The following is a 15,592-nucleotide window of genomic DNA, read 5'->3' as shown; positions in this document are numbered from 1 at the left end:
TAATTTACGCCACGCGCACAGGTACCTCCCGGCGGACCGTCCGAATCGGTTTCCGCACCGCCCCGCGTTGTGTGTTGTCCCTATCCTATTGACCGGCTTTGCGCAGGTCGAAGGGCCCGTCGCAGAAACTCGCCGAGCTCGATCGTGATCCGCGCGGCCGAGCCGACCAGGCCGGCCTGCAATTGGGACACATGCCAGAGACCCTCGGTCTCGGTGAATTCGGTGGGCACCCCGGCCGCCCGCAGTCCGGCGACCAGGCGGGTGCACTGGTCGTGCAGCAACTCGTCTCGATCGGCCTGGACGTAGGTGGGCGGCAGGCCGTGCAGGTCGCCGAGCAGCGGGGCGTAGCCGGTGTCCGAACCGTCGCCCGCGCCCAGGTAGGCCGCGGCGCAGGCCCGCGACCACGGCCGGTTGATGACCAGATCGCGAGCGCGGGCGGGCACCTCGTTGGGGTCGCCCCACGGTGCGATCAGCCCGAGCGCGGCCGGGATCATGGCGTGCCGGTCCCGCAGCCGTTCGGCCAGGGCGAGCGAGAGCCCGCCCCCGGCCGAATCACCCGCCACCGCAATGCGTTCCGGCCGGTAGCCCAGGGAAACCAACTCCAGGAATGCGGCCTCGGCGTCCTCGAGGGCGGCCGGGAACGGATGCTCGGGAGCCAGCCGGTAGTCCAGAACCTGGACGGCGCAACCGGTTTCGCGGGCCAGGAAGGCGGCGAGGGCGCGGTGGGTGGCGGGTGAGCCGACGGTGTAGCCGCCGCCGTGCAGGTACAGCACGGTGGCGGCATCCGACACCGGACCCACCGTCACGCGCTCGGCCGGGCGACCGCCCAGTCGAAAGCGCTCCACGTGGACGCCGCGGGGTCCGCGCTGGGCCGGTGCGCCCCAATTCATCAGTGCCCGTTGGACACTGAACGGCAGGCGATGGTTGAGCATGATCCGGAAGACCGGACCGAGCGCGGCGCGAGCCACCGGCAACGGCAGCGTCAGATCGAACGGCCGCGGTGTCACATCGGGCATGACCGGGAAATCCTTACGGCAGGAAGCGCTTCTGCACCACGGCTGAAATGCGCTGATAGTACGAGGCGGTGGTGCGCACGAACAGGTCCAGCGCCTTGGCCTCCCAGCCGATCAGCACCCGACCATGGCCCTTGCGGACCGCCTCGGTAATGGTCTGCGCGGCCATTTCCGGGGTGTGCATGGCCAGCTTGGAGTCGAACAGGGCGGCCAGGTTCTGCTGGTTGAGGCCCTCGGCGACGGTGGCATTGCGGGCCACCGCGGTCTTGATGCCGCCCGGGTGCACGCAGGTGACCTTGACCGGCGTGCCGTTCATGAGCATCTCCTGGCGCAGCGCCTCGGTGAAGCCGCGCACCGCGAACTTGGCCGCGTTGTAGGCGCTTTGGCCCGGCACCGCGATCAGGCCGAAGAGGCTGGAGATGTTCACGACGTGGCCCGCACCGGATTCGATGAGGTACGGCAGGAAGGCCTTGGTGCCGTTGACGACTCCCCAGAAGTCGACGTCCATGATGCGCTCGACGTCCTTGAAGGAGGTGTCGAGGACATCGCCGTGGTGGGCGATACCGGCGTTGTTGTAGATCTGGTTGACCTTGCCGAAGTGCTTGTTCACCTCGTCGGCGTAGAGCAGCACCGATTCCCGCTCGGCCACATTGAGCCGATCGGACTTGATCTTGCCGCCGTACTTCTCGCACCGCTTCACGGTTTCAGCGAGACCCTCGGCGTCGATGTCGGACAGCGCCAGGTGCGCGCCGCGCCGGGCCAGGTTCTCCGCCAGCGCGCGGCCGATGCCGGAACCCGCGCCGGTGATCACGCAGACCTTGTCCTTGAAGTAAGCGTCGTTGCTCACGATTACCGCTTTCGGTCGATGGGGTTTGGACTAGACGGCCTGGGCGACACGCTCGGTGGTCGTGTCGTAGGCCGAGACGTCGAAGTGTTCGAGCAGGCTACGGAACCGGAAGGTGAAGTCCGGCCACAGGGTGGTGTTGTTGCCGTGCTTGTCGAGATACCAGGAGGCGCAGCCGCCGGTGCTCCACACCGCGCCCTCGAGCTTGCGCTGCAGTTCGGTATTGAATTCGTCCTGCACGTCCTTGCGGACTTCGACGGTGCGCAGGCCCAGCTTGTCGAACTGCGCGATCGCGTCGGCGATGTAGTTGATCTGCGATTCGATCATGAAAACCATGGAGGTGTGGCCCAGACCCACGTTCGGCCCCAGCATGAAGAACATATTGGGGTAGTTGTGGATGGCCGAACCCTTGTAGCCCTGCTGCCCGATGGCGTCGAAGACCTCGGCCAGGGTACGGCCGTCGCGCCCGGAAACGGTGTCGTAGACCGGCGAGTCGGTGACGTGGAAGCCGGTGGCCACGATGATGGCGTCGACCTCGCGCTCGGTGCCGTCCTTGGCGACCACGGAATTCGCGCGGATCTCCTTGATGCCGTCGGTCACCACATCGACATTGTCGCGACTCAGGGCCGGGTAGTACTCGTTGGAGATGAGCATGCGCTTGCAGCCGATGCGGAAGCTCGGGGTGACCTTGCGACGCAGCTCCGGATCGCGCACCTCGGCGAAAAGCTTGGCGCGGGCGATGGATTCGAGGATCAGCATGGCGGGCGGGAATTTGGCCAGGCCGATCACCTGGGTCTCGCGGGAGGCGTAGATGCCCGCGCGGTAGAGCGCGCGCAGCGCCGGAATGTGCTTGAGCGCGAACTTCTCCGGGCCCAGGTATTCGCGGTCCACACGCGGCAGCAGCCAGGGGGCGGTGCGCTGGTAGACGTCCAGGTGCGCGACCTTCGGGGCAATGCTGGGGACGATCTGGATGGCGGAGGCGCCGGTGCCGATGACGGCGACGCGCTTGCCGGTCAGGTCGGAGTCGTGGTTCCAGCGGGCGGAGTGGAAGATCTCGCCCTGGAAGTCGTTGATGCCCTTGATGTCCGGCAGGTTGGGCTCGCACAGCGCGCCGACCGCGGAGACCAGGATGTCGGCGGTGAAGGGCCCTTGGCTGGTCTGAATCTCCCAGCGGGCGGCCTCGGCGTTCCACTGCGCGCCGGTCATCTCGCAGTCGAAGATGTGCTTGTCACGCACCTGGTACTGGTCGGCCACGCCCTGGATGTAGCGCTGGATCTCCGGCTGCTTGGAGAACGAGCGCGACCATTCCGGATTGAGTGCGAACGAGTACGAGTACAGCTGCGAGGGCACGTCGCAGGCCGCGCCCGGGTAGGTGTTGTCGCGCCAGGTGCCGCCGACATCGTTCCCGCGCTCGAGCACGAGGAAATCGGTGCGGCCCTGCTGGCTCAGCCGAATGGCCAGGCCCAGGCCCGAGAATCCGCTGCCGACGATGATCACGTGGGCGTGCCGAGCGTCCCGAGCAGCACCATTGGCTTCCCGAGCAGCGCCGTTGCGGACAGCATTGTCTGTAACCTTGCGACTCATATAACTCAGCGTAGGGTCTTATTGAGCACCAGTCAACAGTATTGACTCATGTTCAGTAAAGTGGACCCGTGACCAAGGAGCGCAGCGTGAGCAGACCGGACGACTCGGCTCCAGCGCCGAATGGCAAACGCGTGCGCCTGAGCCCGGCCGAGCGCCGCCAGCAGCTCATCACACTCGGGGTGGAAATGCTGCGCGAACGCGATCTCGACGACATCTCCGTCACCGAGATCGCCGACCGCGCGGGCATTTCGCGCGGCCTGCTGTTCCACTACTTCTCCTCCAAACAGGACTTCCAGGTCGCCATCGTGCGCCAGGCCAACGCCGACTTCCTCGAACGCACCGCCCCCGACCGCAATCTGGACCTGTTCTCCATGCTGCGCGACGCCATCGAGCGCTACATCGACTACGTCAGCGAGAACAGCTCCGGCTACCACGCCCTACTTCGCGGCCCCGTCAGCGCCCGCCCCGAAATGGCCGAACTCGTCGCCGACGCCCGCCAGGCCACCGCCGACCGCATCCTCTCCGAAGCCCCCATCCCCCCGGACGACCCCGACCACCCCCGCCTCTCCCTGGCCATCCGAGGCTGGATCGCCTTCGTCGAGGAAGTAGTCCTCACCTGGCTCCACGACCAACCCATAACCCGCGAAGCCCTCGTAGACATGCTCGTAGCCTCCCTCCCCGCCCTAGCCCTCAACGCGGATTTGACTGCGGCCCTGCAACAGTGACGCTAGGTCTCGTATTCGTAGCCGGAGTGGTCGCCGCGGGAAGTGATCAGGGTTAGGAGGGCGGCCAGGAGGATCAGGGCGGCGGAGACTTCCAGGGCTACGTCGAGGCCTCGGTGGAAGGCGGCGTAGGTGGCGTGGATGACGTTGTCGACTATGGGGCCGTAGGCGGCCGAGGCGGCGGCGTCGCCGCCGGTGGGGACCTTGCCGGTTTCTATGGCGTCGATGACTATCGATTGGAAGTTGGCGGGGATGCCCAATTGGTTGAGGCGGTCGGTGAGGTCGGAATTCAGGAAGGAGTTCACCAGGGAGCCGAGGGCGGCTACGCCGACGACCGCGCCGACCTGGCGCATGGTGTTGGTGGCGGCGGCGGCCATGCCGGAGTGTTCGGCGGGGACGCCGGAGAGGACCGCCGAGGTCAGGGGGACAACGGCTATGCCGAAACCCAGTCCGGCCAGGGCCAGCGCGAGGGCCAGGGGGCCGAATTCCGGTGTGACGCTCAGCATTTGGCGGGTCAGGAGGATGCCTGCCGCGCCGAGTAGGCAGCCGGTGACCATGGGGGTGCGGGAGCCGCGGCGGGCCACCCAGTAGCCCGCGTAGAGGGCGCCGAGGATGATGGCGGCGGCCATGGGGGCGAAGACCGCGGCGGTGCGCCAGCCCGAATAGCCCACCACCTCTTGGAGATACAGCGCGGTGAAGAAGAAGATGGAGAAGATGCCGAAGTAGACGGCGAAGGCGACGATCAGGGCGCTGCGCACCATGGGGCGTTTCAGGTAGTGGAAGTCGAACATCGGGTTGCGGGCACGCGATTCGATGACCAGGAAGGCGGCGCAGGCGATGCCGCCGAGGACGAACAGGGTGACCACCGAGGCCGCGCCGTAGCCGGACTCCTCCCCCGAGATGCCCGCGTAGATCACGCAGCCGAGAAACGCCGAGCCCGTGACGAATCCGGCCAGATCGACCGGACCCGGCTGCGGGTCGGCGGATTCGGGCACGTAGCGCAGGGCGGCGGCCAGCACCACGGCGGCCACGGCCAGGTTGAACCAGAACACCGAACGCCAGCCGAAGGCCCCGACCAGGACGCCGCCGATGACCGGTCCGAGCGCGAGCGCCAGACCTGACACGGCCGCCCAGGCACCCAGTGCGCGAGCACGTTCGGCGCGATCCGGAAACACGTGCCGGATCACCGACAGCGTGCCCGGCTCGGAGGCCGCCGCGCCCAGACCCATGACCGCCCGGCCCGCGATGAGCACCGCCACCGTCGGCGCGAGCGCGGACAGCACCGAGCCCGCCGCGAAAACCGCCAGCCCCGTGATCATTACGCGTTTGCGCCCCCACCGGTCGCCCAGCGATCCGGCGGTCAGCATGAGGCTCGCGAACACCAGCGTGTACGCGTTCACGACCCACTGCAGCGACACCACGCCCGCGTGCAGATCGGACTGGACGTTCCCGAGCGTGACACTCACGACCGTGGTGTCCAGGAAGGTCACGAACAGCACCGCCGTGACGGTGGCCAGGGCGATGCGCGGCCTCTGCGCGGTCCTTAGCATGTCAGGCCGTTCCAGCAGGTCAGCTGGTCGGCACGACCGACCCGGCCGCGCACGGTGCGGGTGGTTTGCCCTGCGTCTCGAGCGAGAGCAGATTGCAGAAGGTCGCGGCCGCCACCTTCCACGTCCCGGCGGCGAGCACGGCGCTGCCCGGCTGATCCTGCAGTGCCGGAGTGCCGTTCAGCGACACCGTGAACACCACGTCCGCGTGATCGGAGCCCGCGGCGGTCACGCTCGACACGGTCGCCTTGGTGCCCTTGGCAATCGGCGTATCGGCCTGCGCCTTGATGGTGTCGGCGAACGCCTGCCCGTTCTCCAGCAGCGCGATCTTCTGATCGGCGGACGTGCCGCCGTCGAAGAACTTCTGATAGACGTCGGTGACGGCCTGGGTGAGCGCGGTGTCCGCTCCGGCGGCGGTGGTGACGTGGGTGGTCTTGGGTTCCTTGCCCGAGACCCCGCACGCGCCCACCGCGAGCACCGTAAGTGCGCACAGCGCAAGGGCTTTCAGTGCCCAGGGGGTAATCGATCGGTAGCGAATACGCTTCGACATGCCTCGTCCTCCCCGGATCGACGGGACGGCATGGATGATCAGTTCAGGTTACCCGTCCGAACCGATCGGTGTGCCCCGATCGGGGAGCCCTCCCCCGGTTCGAGGAGAAGCGAGGGCTCAGAGCGCATGCGCGTCGAGCCAGTCGCGGGCGACCGAGGCCGGCACCGCGCCCTGATCGCGCACCTGGTGCACCATATCGGCGAAGTCGGTCGTGGTGAGTTCGCCCGCAACATAATTGAGCTTGCGGATCTGCTGGTCGGTGAGCGCGCCCTTGCGCAGGACCGGGAGCACGCTCGCGGCGCGGAAGGCGTAGTCCGGGTCGGCGAGCGGGGTCAGATCGACGCCGCCGTCGGGCAGGAACGACGGCGGCCCGGCCAGCACGGCGAGCTGGATCTCCCCGTCGGAGAGCGCCTTTCGCAGCGTGGCGTCGGTCGAATAGGTCACCGCGTGCGCGAACTCGCAGTGATACACGCTGCGCAGGGGGTTCAGGACGTCCCGGATGGGATCCAGCGGCGCGCGCAGGGCGTCCAGCGGCGGCCCGGTGGTGATGCCGATGGTCAGTCCCTCGCACCGCGGTCCGAGATCCTTCAGCGAGGACGGGAGGTCCGAACTGGCGGAGGCGGCGACCACGGTGGGCCGCAGGTCGGTGCCATCGGCGGGATCGGAATCGATCACACCTTCCGGAAGCGCCTTGGACACCGCCGCATTGACCTCCTCCGGCTTGGTGACCATCGAGGTGGAGTCGAGCGCGGCCAGCAGGTCGCCGCTGACATCCCCGAACAGCGCGATGGCGTTAGAGTCCAGTCCCGCGAACAGCGCGGTGCGCTGCCCCATCCGCTCCTTGGTCTGGGTGCGCAGCCCGGTCCGCGCCAGCGCGCCCGCGTAGATCTCGGCGATCATCATGGACTCGGCCGAGTCCCCCGCCCCCACGGTCAAAACCGGCCCGGTCTCGTGACTTCCGCAGGCGGCGAGGGCCGCGGTCACCGCGATGGCCAGCAGTGGACGCGAGAGGCGACGCGCGAGGGAGTCAGTTCGGGCGGACACGCGCAACAGTCTGCCGCAGGCTGATCCCAGTGCTTCCGCAGGGTGGCAGCGCTTATGGAAAGTGATGACCCCGGCAGGATGGCGCGGCACCATCCGCCAAATGCCGAAACCAACCCCGGGTAGGCAACGTTCGAGGAATGGAACAGGCAATATGGACAGTTAGGTCTGTTTCGGGGTGGAAAGTAGCCCCGCTCGCCTGGCCGCACACCGCTCGGAAGGACGACAGTGCACACGCTCACCACCACGCGCGCCGACGGCAGGCGCACCGCCCGAACCCTCGTCAGGATTCTCGCCGCCTCCGTCGCGCTGGCCGCGGCCATGACGCTGTCCGCCTGCGGGGGCTCCAAATCGAATCCGCTCGGCGGCGGAGGCGACTGCGGCGGCGACACCAATAAGCTCACCGTCGGCTCGGCCAACTTCCCGGAATCCGAGACCGTCGCCGACGTCTACGCGGAAGCCTTGCGCGCCAATGGTTTCGGCATCGACACCAAGCTGAACATCGGCAGCCGCGAGGCGTACGTGCCCGCGCTGAAGCAGTGCTCGATCTCCCTGATCCCGGATTACACCGGCAACCTGCTGCAGTACCTGGACAAGTCCAGCACCGCCACCACCCCCGACGAGGTGAACGCGGCGTTGACCAAGGCACTCGGTGATCAGCTCGCCATCGGCGCCCCCGCGCCGGGTGAGGACTCCGACGCGGTCGTGGTCACCAAGGCCACCGCCGACAAGTGGAATCTGAAGAGCATCGCCGACCTGGCCCCGCATTCGGCCGAGGTGAAACTGGCCGCGCCCGCGGAGTTCTCCGAGCGTCCGGGCGGCCTGCCGGGTCTGAAGAAGAACTACGGCCTGGACATCTCCACCGCCAACTTCGTGCCGATCGCCGACGGCGGCGGCCCCGCGACCGTGAAGGCGCTGGTCGACGGCCAGGTCACCGCGGCCGACATCTTCACCACCTCCCCGGCCATCGCCACCAACAACCTGGTGGTGCTGACCGATCCGAAGCACAACTTCCCGCCGCAGAACGTGGTGCCGCTCTACAACAGCGCCAAGAAGAGCGACAAGCTGACCAAGGTGCTGGGCGCGGTCTCGGCGAAACTGACCACGGCCGAACTGATCTCGCTGAACACCGCGGTGTCCGGCAGCAGCAAGACCGAGCCCGCCGCGGCCGCCAAGCAGTGGGTGAGCGCGCAGGGGCTCGACAAGCCGATCGCCTGACGGAGGGGAACACGGTGTCCGACATCGAATTCAGCGGCGTCAGCAAGACGTATCCGGACGGCACCACCGCCGTCCACCAGCTCGATCTGCGCATCGAATCCGGCTCGTTCACCGTGTTCGTCGGGCCGTCGGGCTGCGGCAAGACGACCTCCATGCGCATGATCAACCGCATGATCAGTCCGACGGCGGGCACGATCACCGTTGGCGGGCAGGATATTTCGCGTATCGACCCGGTCAAGCTGCGGCTCGGCATCGGTTATGTGATCCAGAACGCGGGGCTGCTGCCGCACCGCACGGTGGTCGACAATGTGGCCACCGTGCCGGTGCTGCGCGGGCAGTCCCGGCGCGCGGCCCGCAAGGCGGCATTGGAGGTCATGGATCGCGTCGGGTTGGATCGCGGGCTGGCGGGGCGGTATCCGTCGCAGCTCTCGGGTGGTCAGCAGCAGCGCGTGGGTGTGGCCCGGGCGCTGGCGGCGGATCCGCCGATCCTGCTCATGGACGAGCCGTTCAGCGCGGTCGACCCGGTGGTGCGCACCGAACTGCAGAACGAAATGCTGCGGCTGCAGGCCGAATTGCGCAAGACCATCGTCTTCGTGACCCACGATATCGACGAGGCGATCAAGCTCGGCGACCACATCGCCGTCTTCGGGCCCGGCGGATTCCTGCAGCAGCACGATGTGCCGCAGACCGTACTCGCCCAGCCCGCAACCGATTTCGTGGCCGGATTCGTGGGACGTGATCGCGGCTACCGGGAGCTGTCCTTCCGGCCCGCCGATGCCGTTCCACTGCACGAGCTTTCGACGATCACGGCGGAGGAGGTGCGCGGCACCCGGCTGGAGAAGGGCGAATGGCGGCTGGTCATCACCGAGGCGAAGAAGCCCCTCGGTTGGATCGACACCACCGGTGTGGAGGGCGTGCGCGCCGGGCATGAGCTCGCCGCCAGCGTGGCCGCGGGCGGCTCGCTCTTCCCGCCCGGCGGTGATCTGCGCCAGGCGCTCGACGCCGTGATCTCCTCGCCCTCGGAAATCGGTGTGGCCATCGATGATTCGGGCGCGGTGCGGGGCGCGCTCTACGCCCGCGACGTCCTCGAACAGCTGCACCGCCAGCGCGAGGCCGAGGACGCCGAGCGCAATCGCGTCTTCTTCGAGGAGTCGAGGTGAGGTACCTCCTCGACAATTTCGACGAGATCGCCGGATACGCGCGCACGCACTTGTATCTGGCGCTGGTGCCGCTGCTGTTGGGGCTGGCCATCGCGATTCCCGCCGGGGCACTGGCGCATCGGGCGCGGTGGTTGCGGCGGGTCACCACCACGGCGGCCAGCATCGCCTACACGATTCCGTCGCTGGCGTTGTTCGTGATCCTGCCGCCGCTGTTGAACATCGGCGTCATCGATCCGCTGAATGTCGTTATCGCCCTGACCATCTACTCGGTGGCGCTGCTGGTGACAGCGGTGCCGACGGCGCTGGATTCGGTGCCCGCGGACACCCTGGACGCGGCCGACGCCATTGGCTACACCCGGCTGCGGCGCGTGCTCACCGTCGACTTTCCGCTCGCCCTACCGGTTTTCATCGCCAATCTGCGCGTCGTGGCCGTCACCAATATCTCGATGGTGACCGTGGGCGCGCTGATCGGGGTCGGCGGGCTGGGCAAGCTGTTCACGCAGGGCTATCAGCGCGACTATCCGGACGAGATCGTGGCGGGCATCATCGTGGTGCTGGTGCTGGCGCTGATCGTGGACCGATTGCTGTACGTGCTGGGCAGATTCGCGACGCCGTGGCTGAAAGGTCGTGCGGCATGAACCTTTTCCTCGATGCCTGGCATTTCCTCACCGACGGCGCGAACTGGTCCGGGCCCACCGGAATCGGTCGGCGGCTGCTCGAGCACCTGTACTACAGCGCGCTGGCCGTGGGGCTCTCGGCGCTCATCGCGGTGCCGATCGGCCTGCTCATCGGGCATACGCGACGCGGGTCGGCGCTCATCGTCGGGTTCGCCAACTCCATGCGGGCGCTGCCGACGCTGGGCGTGCTGACCTTCGTGGTGCTGCTGCTCGGGCTCGGCCTGACGCCGCCGCTGCTGGCCCTGCTGACCGTCGGCATCCCCCCGCTGCTGGCCGGCGCCTACGCCGGAATCGCCAATGTGGATCCGCTCGTGGTGGACTCCTCGCGGGCCATGGGGATGAGCGAACCCCGCGTGCTGTTCCAGGTCGAACTGCCCAATTCGCTGCCGGTGCTGTTGAGCGGGCTGCGCGCGGCCACGCTGCAGGTGGTGGCGACCGCGACCATCGCGGCATATGTGAATCTCGGTGGGCTGGGCCGCTACATCTTCGACGGGATCAGCCTCTACCGCTACGACAAGGTGCTGGTGGGCGCGATTCTGGTGGCCGCGCTGGCATTGCTCCTGGACGGTCTGCTGGCGTTCGTCGTGTGGCTGAGCGTGCCGGGGACCGGGCGGTTGCGACGGGTGGCGGGCCGCGCCTGAATCCCCGTCGCGGGCGGGTTCGAAGCACCCCGCATTGACCTCCGATTGTGACCGGGGTCACGATGTCTGGTGGCACATCCACCCGAGACAGGAGGTCGATGCTGTGAAGGCTCGCGACATCATGCACCGGAGTGCGGAATGTATCCCCGCCGATGAGACCCTCGATCGCGCCGCCCAGCTCATGCGCAATATGGATGTCGGCGCGCTGCCCATCTGCAATGGCGAGGAGTTGATCGGCATGCTCACCGATCGCGACATCGTCGTGCACTGCGTGGCCATGGGGCACGATCCCAGCCGGGTGCGCGCCGGCGATCTCGCCCAGGGGCGGGTCTGGTCGGTGGATGTGGACACCGAGATGAACACGGTCCTCGACGTCATGGAACAGAACCAGATCAAGCGCATGCCGGTGCTCGATATGCGCAAGGGCAATCGGCTGGTCGGCATGATCTGCGAATCCGACCTGGCCAAGAACCTCAGCGACAAGCAGCTCGCGGAATTCATCACCGCCGTCGCGGTGCCGCACTGAGTTCGTCCCGCTTCGCAGCGTCGGTAGGCGTCCCGGTTCGCAGCCAATTCACAGCCCGGGCCCGCATGATTGCCGGGTGCAACCGGGACGCATTCTCGTGATCGAAGACGCCGAGGCCATTCGGGCCGCGGTGGGAGCCGGACTGTCCGCCGCCGGGCACGAGGTGCTCGGGCGCGCGGACGGCGGACTACTGGAACAGGACCTGGCCCAGTTCCGGCCCGACGTGGTGGTCCTGGACGTCATGCTGCCCGGACGGGACGGCTTCGCCCTGCTGGAATCGGTGCGGGCCCGCTCGGCGGCGGGTGTCGTCATGCTCACCGCCCGCGACGGGGTCGAGGATCGAGTGCGCGGCCTGCGCGCCGGATCCGACGACTACGTGGTGAAACCCTTCGACCTCACCGAACTCGTGGCGCGGGTCGAAGCGCTGCTGCGGCGCATGGGAAAACTCCAGAGCCGCATAGTGATCGGCGACCTCGAGGTGGACGTGGACGCCGCCACCGCCCGACGCGCGGGCCACGAACTCACCCTCACCGCCACCGAATTCAAACTGCTGTCCTACCTGGCCGCCCAACGCGACCGAGTACTCACCAAAACCCAAATCCTCACCGCCGTCTGGGGTTACGAGGACTACGACCCCAACCTCGTCGAGGTCCATGTCAGCGCGCTGCGCCGCAAACTCGAAGAGCACGGCGACCGCGTGGTCCACACCGTCCGCGGCCTCGGCTACACCCTTCGGACGCCACGATGACGGCCGAGAACAACCGGGCCGAGGCTGCGGGAGACATCGCGAACGCCGCAGGTCGCCGGGCGAGCACCACGGATGCGACGGCGAACACCGGAGACACGGCAGCGAACATCCCGGGCGCGGCAGCGAACCCAACGGGCGCGGCAGCGAACCCAACGGGCGCGGCAGCGAACCCAACGGGCGCGGCAGCGAACACCACCGACGCGGCGGCGAAAACCACGAGCGCGGCGGCGAAAACCGCAGGCAGGACTGCGAACACCACAAGCGCAATGGCAAACACCGGAGGCAGGACGGCGAACGCTACGGGCGGGACGGCGAGGGTTGCGGGGTCGGCGATGCGGACGGTGTCGCTACGGGGGCGTGTGACTCTCACGGCCGCAATGGTTTCCGGGGTCGTGCTGGTGTTGGTTGCGTTCCTGGTGCATGGCCTGTTCGGGCTGGTGGTGACGCACAGCGAGAACACTGTGATGAACGACCGGGTGCAGTTGGCGAAACAGCTGGCGCAGGAAGGGGTTTCGCCGGAGGATTTGGTCGCGCGGGTGGATACGCATTCAGTGCGGGCGCGGCTGGTGCTGTCGGATGGGCGGACGTTCGGAAGTCTCGACCATCGGCTTGCGGAGGACAGCACCACCAAGACGCGGTTTCTGCGGCTCAGCGGGCCGGGAGCGATCAACGATTCGCGGCTGACCATGCAAATCGACACGCCGCTGCTGGCTCGTGTGCAGTCCCGCCTGGCATTTTTGCTCGTGCTGGCGACCGCGGGTGCGATCGGCGTAATCGCGGTCGGTCTCTGGTTCCTCGTGCGGCGAGCCCTCGCCCCGCTGGACACCATGACCCGCCTGGCCCGCGATATCGCCCGCGGCCACCTCGGCCGCCGCCTCAACCCGTCTCGCACTGACACCGAATTGGGCCGCACCGCAGCCGCTTTCGACGAAATGCTGGATGCCCTCGAGGGCGCATTGCGCGATACCGCGGCCGCCGAGGCCCGCGCCCGGGCCTCCGAGCAGCAGATTCGCGTCTTCGTCGGCGATGCCGCCCACGAATTGCGCACCCCCATCACCGGCGTCCGCTCCCTCGCCGAAGCCGTCTTCCAGCAGCCCGCCGACACCGATCCCGAAGACCGGCAACGCATGCTGCTCCTGCTGGTCCGCGAAACCCAGCGCGCGGGCCGCCTCGTGGACGACCTGCTCGACCTGGCCCGCATCGACGCCGGACTCCACCTCCGCCGCGCACCCGTCGACCTGCGCGCCCTCACCGCCACCCACCTCGACCGCATGCGAATCCTGCACCCGCACATCGACTTCCAACTCACCGGCGACCCGCCGCCGGTCTCCGCCGACCCGGTGACCGTCTCAGCTGACCCGGTGCGCATCACCCAAATCCTCACCAACCTGCTCACCAACGCCTGCCAGGCCATGAAGGACCACGGCACCATCACCGTCGCCCTTCGCCCCATCCAGCCCGAATCTCCCCTGCCCTCGAGTGTCGAACTCACGGTCACCGACACGGGCCCCGGAATTCCCCCCGAAGACCGCGAACGCATCTTCGACCGCCTCGTCCGCCTCGACCAGGCCCGCGACCACCGCCCCGACGGCTCCGGCCTCGGCCTGGCCATTGCCCGCGGCCTGGCTCGCGCCCACGGCGGCGACCTGACCTGCGACGAACCCCCACCCGGCCGGTCCGGCGCGGTCTTCACCCTCCGCCTCCCCATCGCACCGAACTGACCGACGGCCTGGTTTGCTGGAGCGTGGCTGAAGATCGGCTGAAGATGGCCGCGGGATTCAGGGCAACTTCAGCCAGCGCGGGCAGATTCGATGGGGAACCAACCCCCGAAGATGGAGTGAGCATGAAACGCCCCCTCGCCGCGACGCTGATCGCCGCCGCCGGAGCCGCCACGATCGCCCTCGCGATCCCCGGCACCGCCTCCGCCGACACCCCCACCTGCGGCCCCGCGGCCGCCGCCGCGGCCCGCGCCGACTCCGCCCCCAAGGTGGCCGCCTACCTCGCCGCCCACCCCGATGTCGCCGCCGAACTCGCCAAGGTCAAATCCCTCCCCAAGGACCAGCGCCGCGCCGAACTGAAGTCCTGGCGCCAGGCCAACCCCCAAGAGGCCCAAGACCTCAAGTCCGCCCACCAGTCGGTCATCGACTACCACAAGGCCTGCGGCAAGCACAAGTAACGCCGCCCGCGTAGGGGGTCCGGTCGATCCGACCGGACCCCCTACGCATATCGCCACCATCACCCTCACACCCAACCCAATGGGCCAATCCCTGCACAATCCACCCCCACCCAACAGTTTCCTGCCCAACCCCCCGCGATAATGCAGGAATCGGCCCACCCGCCCGCCACACCCTTAATGGGTTGCTGTGCTCACCCGTGATCGGCAGTATCGGAAACATGGAGGGCGATGGATTGGCAGCCCTGCGGCCGGGAATCGCGCCGCCGCAGCGAATCGATCTGGGGGATCTGCTGATTCGCAGGTGGGAACCAGCGGACTCGAGCGCGCGGTTCGAGGCCATTGCAGCGTCATATGAGCACCTTCGGCTTTGGATGGACTGGGCCGCGCAGCCGATCACCCTGGCGCACCAGCAGGCATTCGGCGAGACCGTGGCCAAAAGTTGGCCCACCGCGAACGGCAGCTTCAACTACGGCATGTTCGACAGCGACGGAACGATTCTCGGCGCACTCGGGTTGCATGATCGGCTCGGGCCCCCAGCGGTCGAGATCGGCTACTGGTGCCACACCGCACACACCGGCCGAGGGGTGGTAACCCGCTGCGCGGGTGCCCTGACCGAGATCGCGTTAGCACTGCCGGGCGTCGAGAGGGTCGAAATCCACTGCGACGCAGCCAACATCCGCAGCGCCGCAGTTGCGCAGCGCCTCGGCTACCACCTCGACCGCATAGCCCCCCGCCCAAAGCGCGCCCCCGCCGAATCCGGCCGCGGCATGTTCTGGTTCAAACACCGGTAGCCACCCACGAGCATGCAATCCTGCAGGCAAACGCCGAGAAACCGCCAGCCAGAATGCATGTTCGTGAGTTTCGGGACGCCTGGCCGCGGGCTCAGCGGAGTAGGAGGCGGGCCATCCGGGAGCGGGGAGGATGTTTGCGCTGGTAGGCGGTGGCTTTGAGGCTAGGGCCGAGGAAGTCGGTGACGTAGAAGTAGTCGCCGCCGATTTCGGCTGCGGCTCGGGCGAGCTCCTCGATCGAGGCGTGAAAGTCATACGCCCCGAAGCCACTCAGCGCCATCTCTACCGTGCCCACCGGATCGAAGTCCTGGCCCGGTGCGCTGTCTAGTTCTTCCGCGGGTCTTCGCATGGGACCAC

At 67.8% G+C, this 15,592-nt stretch carries 17 protein-coding genes; 10 read left to right on the top strand and 7 right to left on the bottom strand.

Features of this window, described 5'->3' with window-relative positions:
• Positions 1–80: 80 nt before the first annotated feature.
• From VMT65_RS03985 to VMT65_RS03975, 3 genes are read right to left on the bottom strand one after another with little or no spacing between them, the layout of a single operon-like run.
• Entirely contained in the window at positions 81–1,016 is a 936-nt protein-coding gene (locus tag VMT65_RS03985; RefSeq protein WP_326306536.1) for an alpha/beta hydrolase, read from the bottom strand.
• Between the two features lie 13 nt (positions 1,017–1,029).
• On the bottom strand, positions 1,030–1,860 hold the full coding sequence (locus tag VMT65_RS03980; protein WP_326306535.1) for an SDR family NAD(P)-dependent oxidoreductase: 831 nt from the start codon (positions 1,858–1,860) through the stop codon (positions 1,030–1,032).
• A gap of 30 nt (positions 1,861–1,890) precedes the next feature.
• Entirely contained in the window at positions 1,891–3,441 is a 1,551-nt protein-coding gene (locus tag VMT65_RS03975; RefSeq protein WP_326306534.1) for a flavin-containing monooxygenase, read from the bottom strand.
• Between the two features lie 86 nt (positions 3,442–3,527).
• On the opposite strand from VMT65_RS03975, the gene VMT65_RS03970 reads away from it, so the two are divergent.
• Positions 3,528–4,166, top strand: a complete 639-nt coding sequence (locus VMT65_RS03970; RefSeq protein ID WP_326306533.1) for a TetR/AcrR family transcriptional regulator — start codon at positions 3,528–3,530, stop codon at positions 4,164–4,166.
• A 2-nt stretch (positions 4,167–4,168) separates the two neighbouring features.
• On the opposite strand, the gene VMT65_RS03965 is transcribed toward VMT65_RS03970, so the two are convergent.
• The 3 genes from VMT65_RS03965 to VMT65_RS03955 form a co-directional block, all read right to left on the bottom strand.
• Positions 4,169–5,713 carry an MFS transporter gene (locus tag VMT65_RS03965; RefSeq protein ID WP_326306532.1) on the bottom strand — a complete coding sequence of 515 codons (1,545 nt, stop codon included), beginning with the start codon at positions 5,711–5,713 and terminating at the stop codon, positions 4,169–4,171.
• Positions 5,714–5,732: 19 nt separating this feature from the next.
• Positions 5,733–6,260, bottom strand: a complete 528-nt coding sequence (locus VMT65_RS03960) for a hypothetical protein (protein ID WP_326306531.1) — start codon at positions 6,258–6,260, stop codon at positions 5,733–5,735.
• 117 nt (positions 6,261–6,377) lie between these two features.
• Positions 6,378–7,304: a glycine betaine ABC transporter substrate-binding protein gene (locus tag VMT65_RS03955; RefSeq protein WP_326306530.1), complete on the bottom strand. Its 927-nt coding sequence runs from the start codon at positions 7,302–7,304 to the stop codon at positions 6,378–6,380.
• Between the two features lie 318 nt (positions 7,305–7,622).
• On the opposite strand from VMT65_RS03955, the gene VMT65_RS03950 reads away from it, so the two are divergent.
• The 9 genes from VMT65_RS03950 to VMT65_RS03910 all read left to right on the top strand — a co-directional run bounded on the left by VMT65_RS03950 (position 7,623) and on the right by VMT65_RS03910 (position 15,238).
• Positions 7,623–8,519, top strand: coding sequence for an ABC transporter substrate-binding protein (locus tag VMT65_RS03950; protein ID WP_326307433.1), 897 nt, complete (start codon positions 7,623–7,625; stop codon positions 8,517–8,519).
• 14 nt (positions 8,520–8,533) lie between these two features.
• Entirely contained in the window at positions 8,534–9,679 is a 1,146-nt protein-coding gene (locus tag VMT65_RS03945) for an ABC transporter ATP-binding protein (protein WP_326306529.1), read from the top strand.
• Positions 9,676–10,317, top strand: a complete 642-nt coding sequence (locus VMT65_RS03940; RefSeq protein ID WP_326306528.1) for an ABC transporter permease — start codon at positions 9,676–9,678, stop codon at positions 10,315–10,317. Before VMT65_RS03945 ends, VMT65_RS03940 begins: the two co-directional genes overlap by 4 nt.
• Positions 10,314–10,997 (top strand): ABC transporter permease, encoded by a 684-nt coding sequence (locus VMT65_RS03935; RefSeq protein WP_326306527.1) that lies wholly within the window; start codon positions 10,314–10,316, stop codon positions 10,995–10,997. The genes VMT65_RS03940 and VMT65_RS03935 overlap by 4 nt, the downstream gene beginning before the upstream one ends.
• Before the next feature lie 103 nt (positions 10,998–11,100).
• Positions 11,101–11,523 (top strand): CBS domain-containing protein, encoded by a 423-nt coding sequence (locus VMT65_RS03930; RefSeq protein ID WP_326306526.1) that lies wholly within the window; start codon positions 11,101–11,103, stop codon positions 11,521–11,523.
• Between the two features lie 76 nt (positions 11,524–11,599).
• On the top strand, positions 11,600–12,271 hold the full coding sequence (locus VMT65_RS03925) for a response regulator transcription factor (RefSeq protein WP_326306525.1): 672 nt from the start codon (positions 11,600–11,602) through the stop codon (positions 12,269–12,271).
• A 377-nt stretch (positions 12,272–12,648) separates the two neighbouring features.
• The gene (locus VMT65_RS03920; protein ID WP_326306524.1) at positions 12,649–13,992 is read left to right on the top strand and encodes a sensor histidine kinase; all 1,344 of its coding nucleotides are present in this window, start codon (positions 12,649–12,651) and stop codon (positions 13,990–13,992) included.
• 122 nt (positions 13,993–14,114) lie between these two features.
• Positions 14,115–14,447, top strand: a complete 333-nt coding sequence (locus VMT65_RS03915; RefSeq protein WP_326306523.1) for a hemophore-related protein — start codon at positions 14,115–14,117, stop codon at positions 14,445–14,447.
• A 218-nt stretch (positions 14,448–14,665) separates the two neighbouring features.
• Positions 14,666–15,238 carry a GNAT family N-acetyltransferase gene (locus tag VMT65_RS03910; RefSeq protein WP_326306522.1) on the top strand — a complete coding sequence of 191 codons (573 nt, stop codon included), beginning with the start codon at positions 14,666–14,668 and terminating at the stop codon, positions 15,236–15,238.
• Positions 15,239–15,329: 91 nt separating this feature from the next.
• Here the strand turns inward: VMT65_RS03910 and VMT65_RS03905 are convergent, their stop codons facing one another.
• On the bottom strand, positions 15,330–15,584 hold the full coding sequence (locus VMT65_RS03905; RefSeq protein WP_326306521.1) for a hypothetical protein: 255 nt from the start codon (positions 15,582–15,584) through the stop codon (positions 15,330–15,332).
• Positions 15,585–15,592 lie beyond the last annotated feature (8 nt).

The organism is Nocardia sp. CDC153, from assembly GCF_035818515.1.
Classification (GTDB): Bacteria; Actinomycetota; Actinomycetes; order Mycobacteriales; family Mycobacteriaceae; genus Nocardia.
This window is presented reverse-complemented; position numbering and strand designations above follow the sequence as displayed.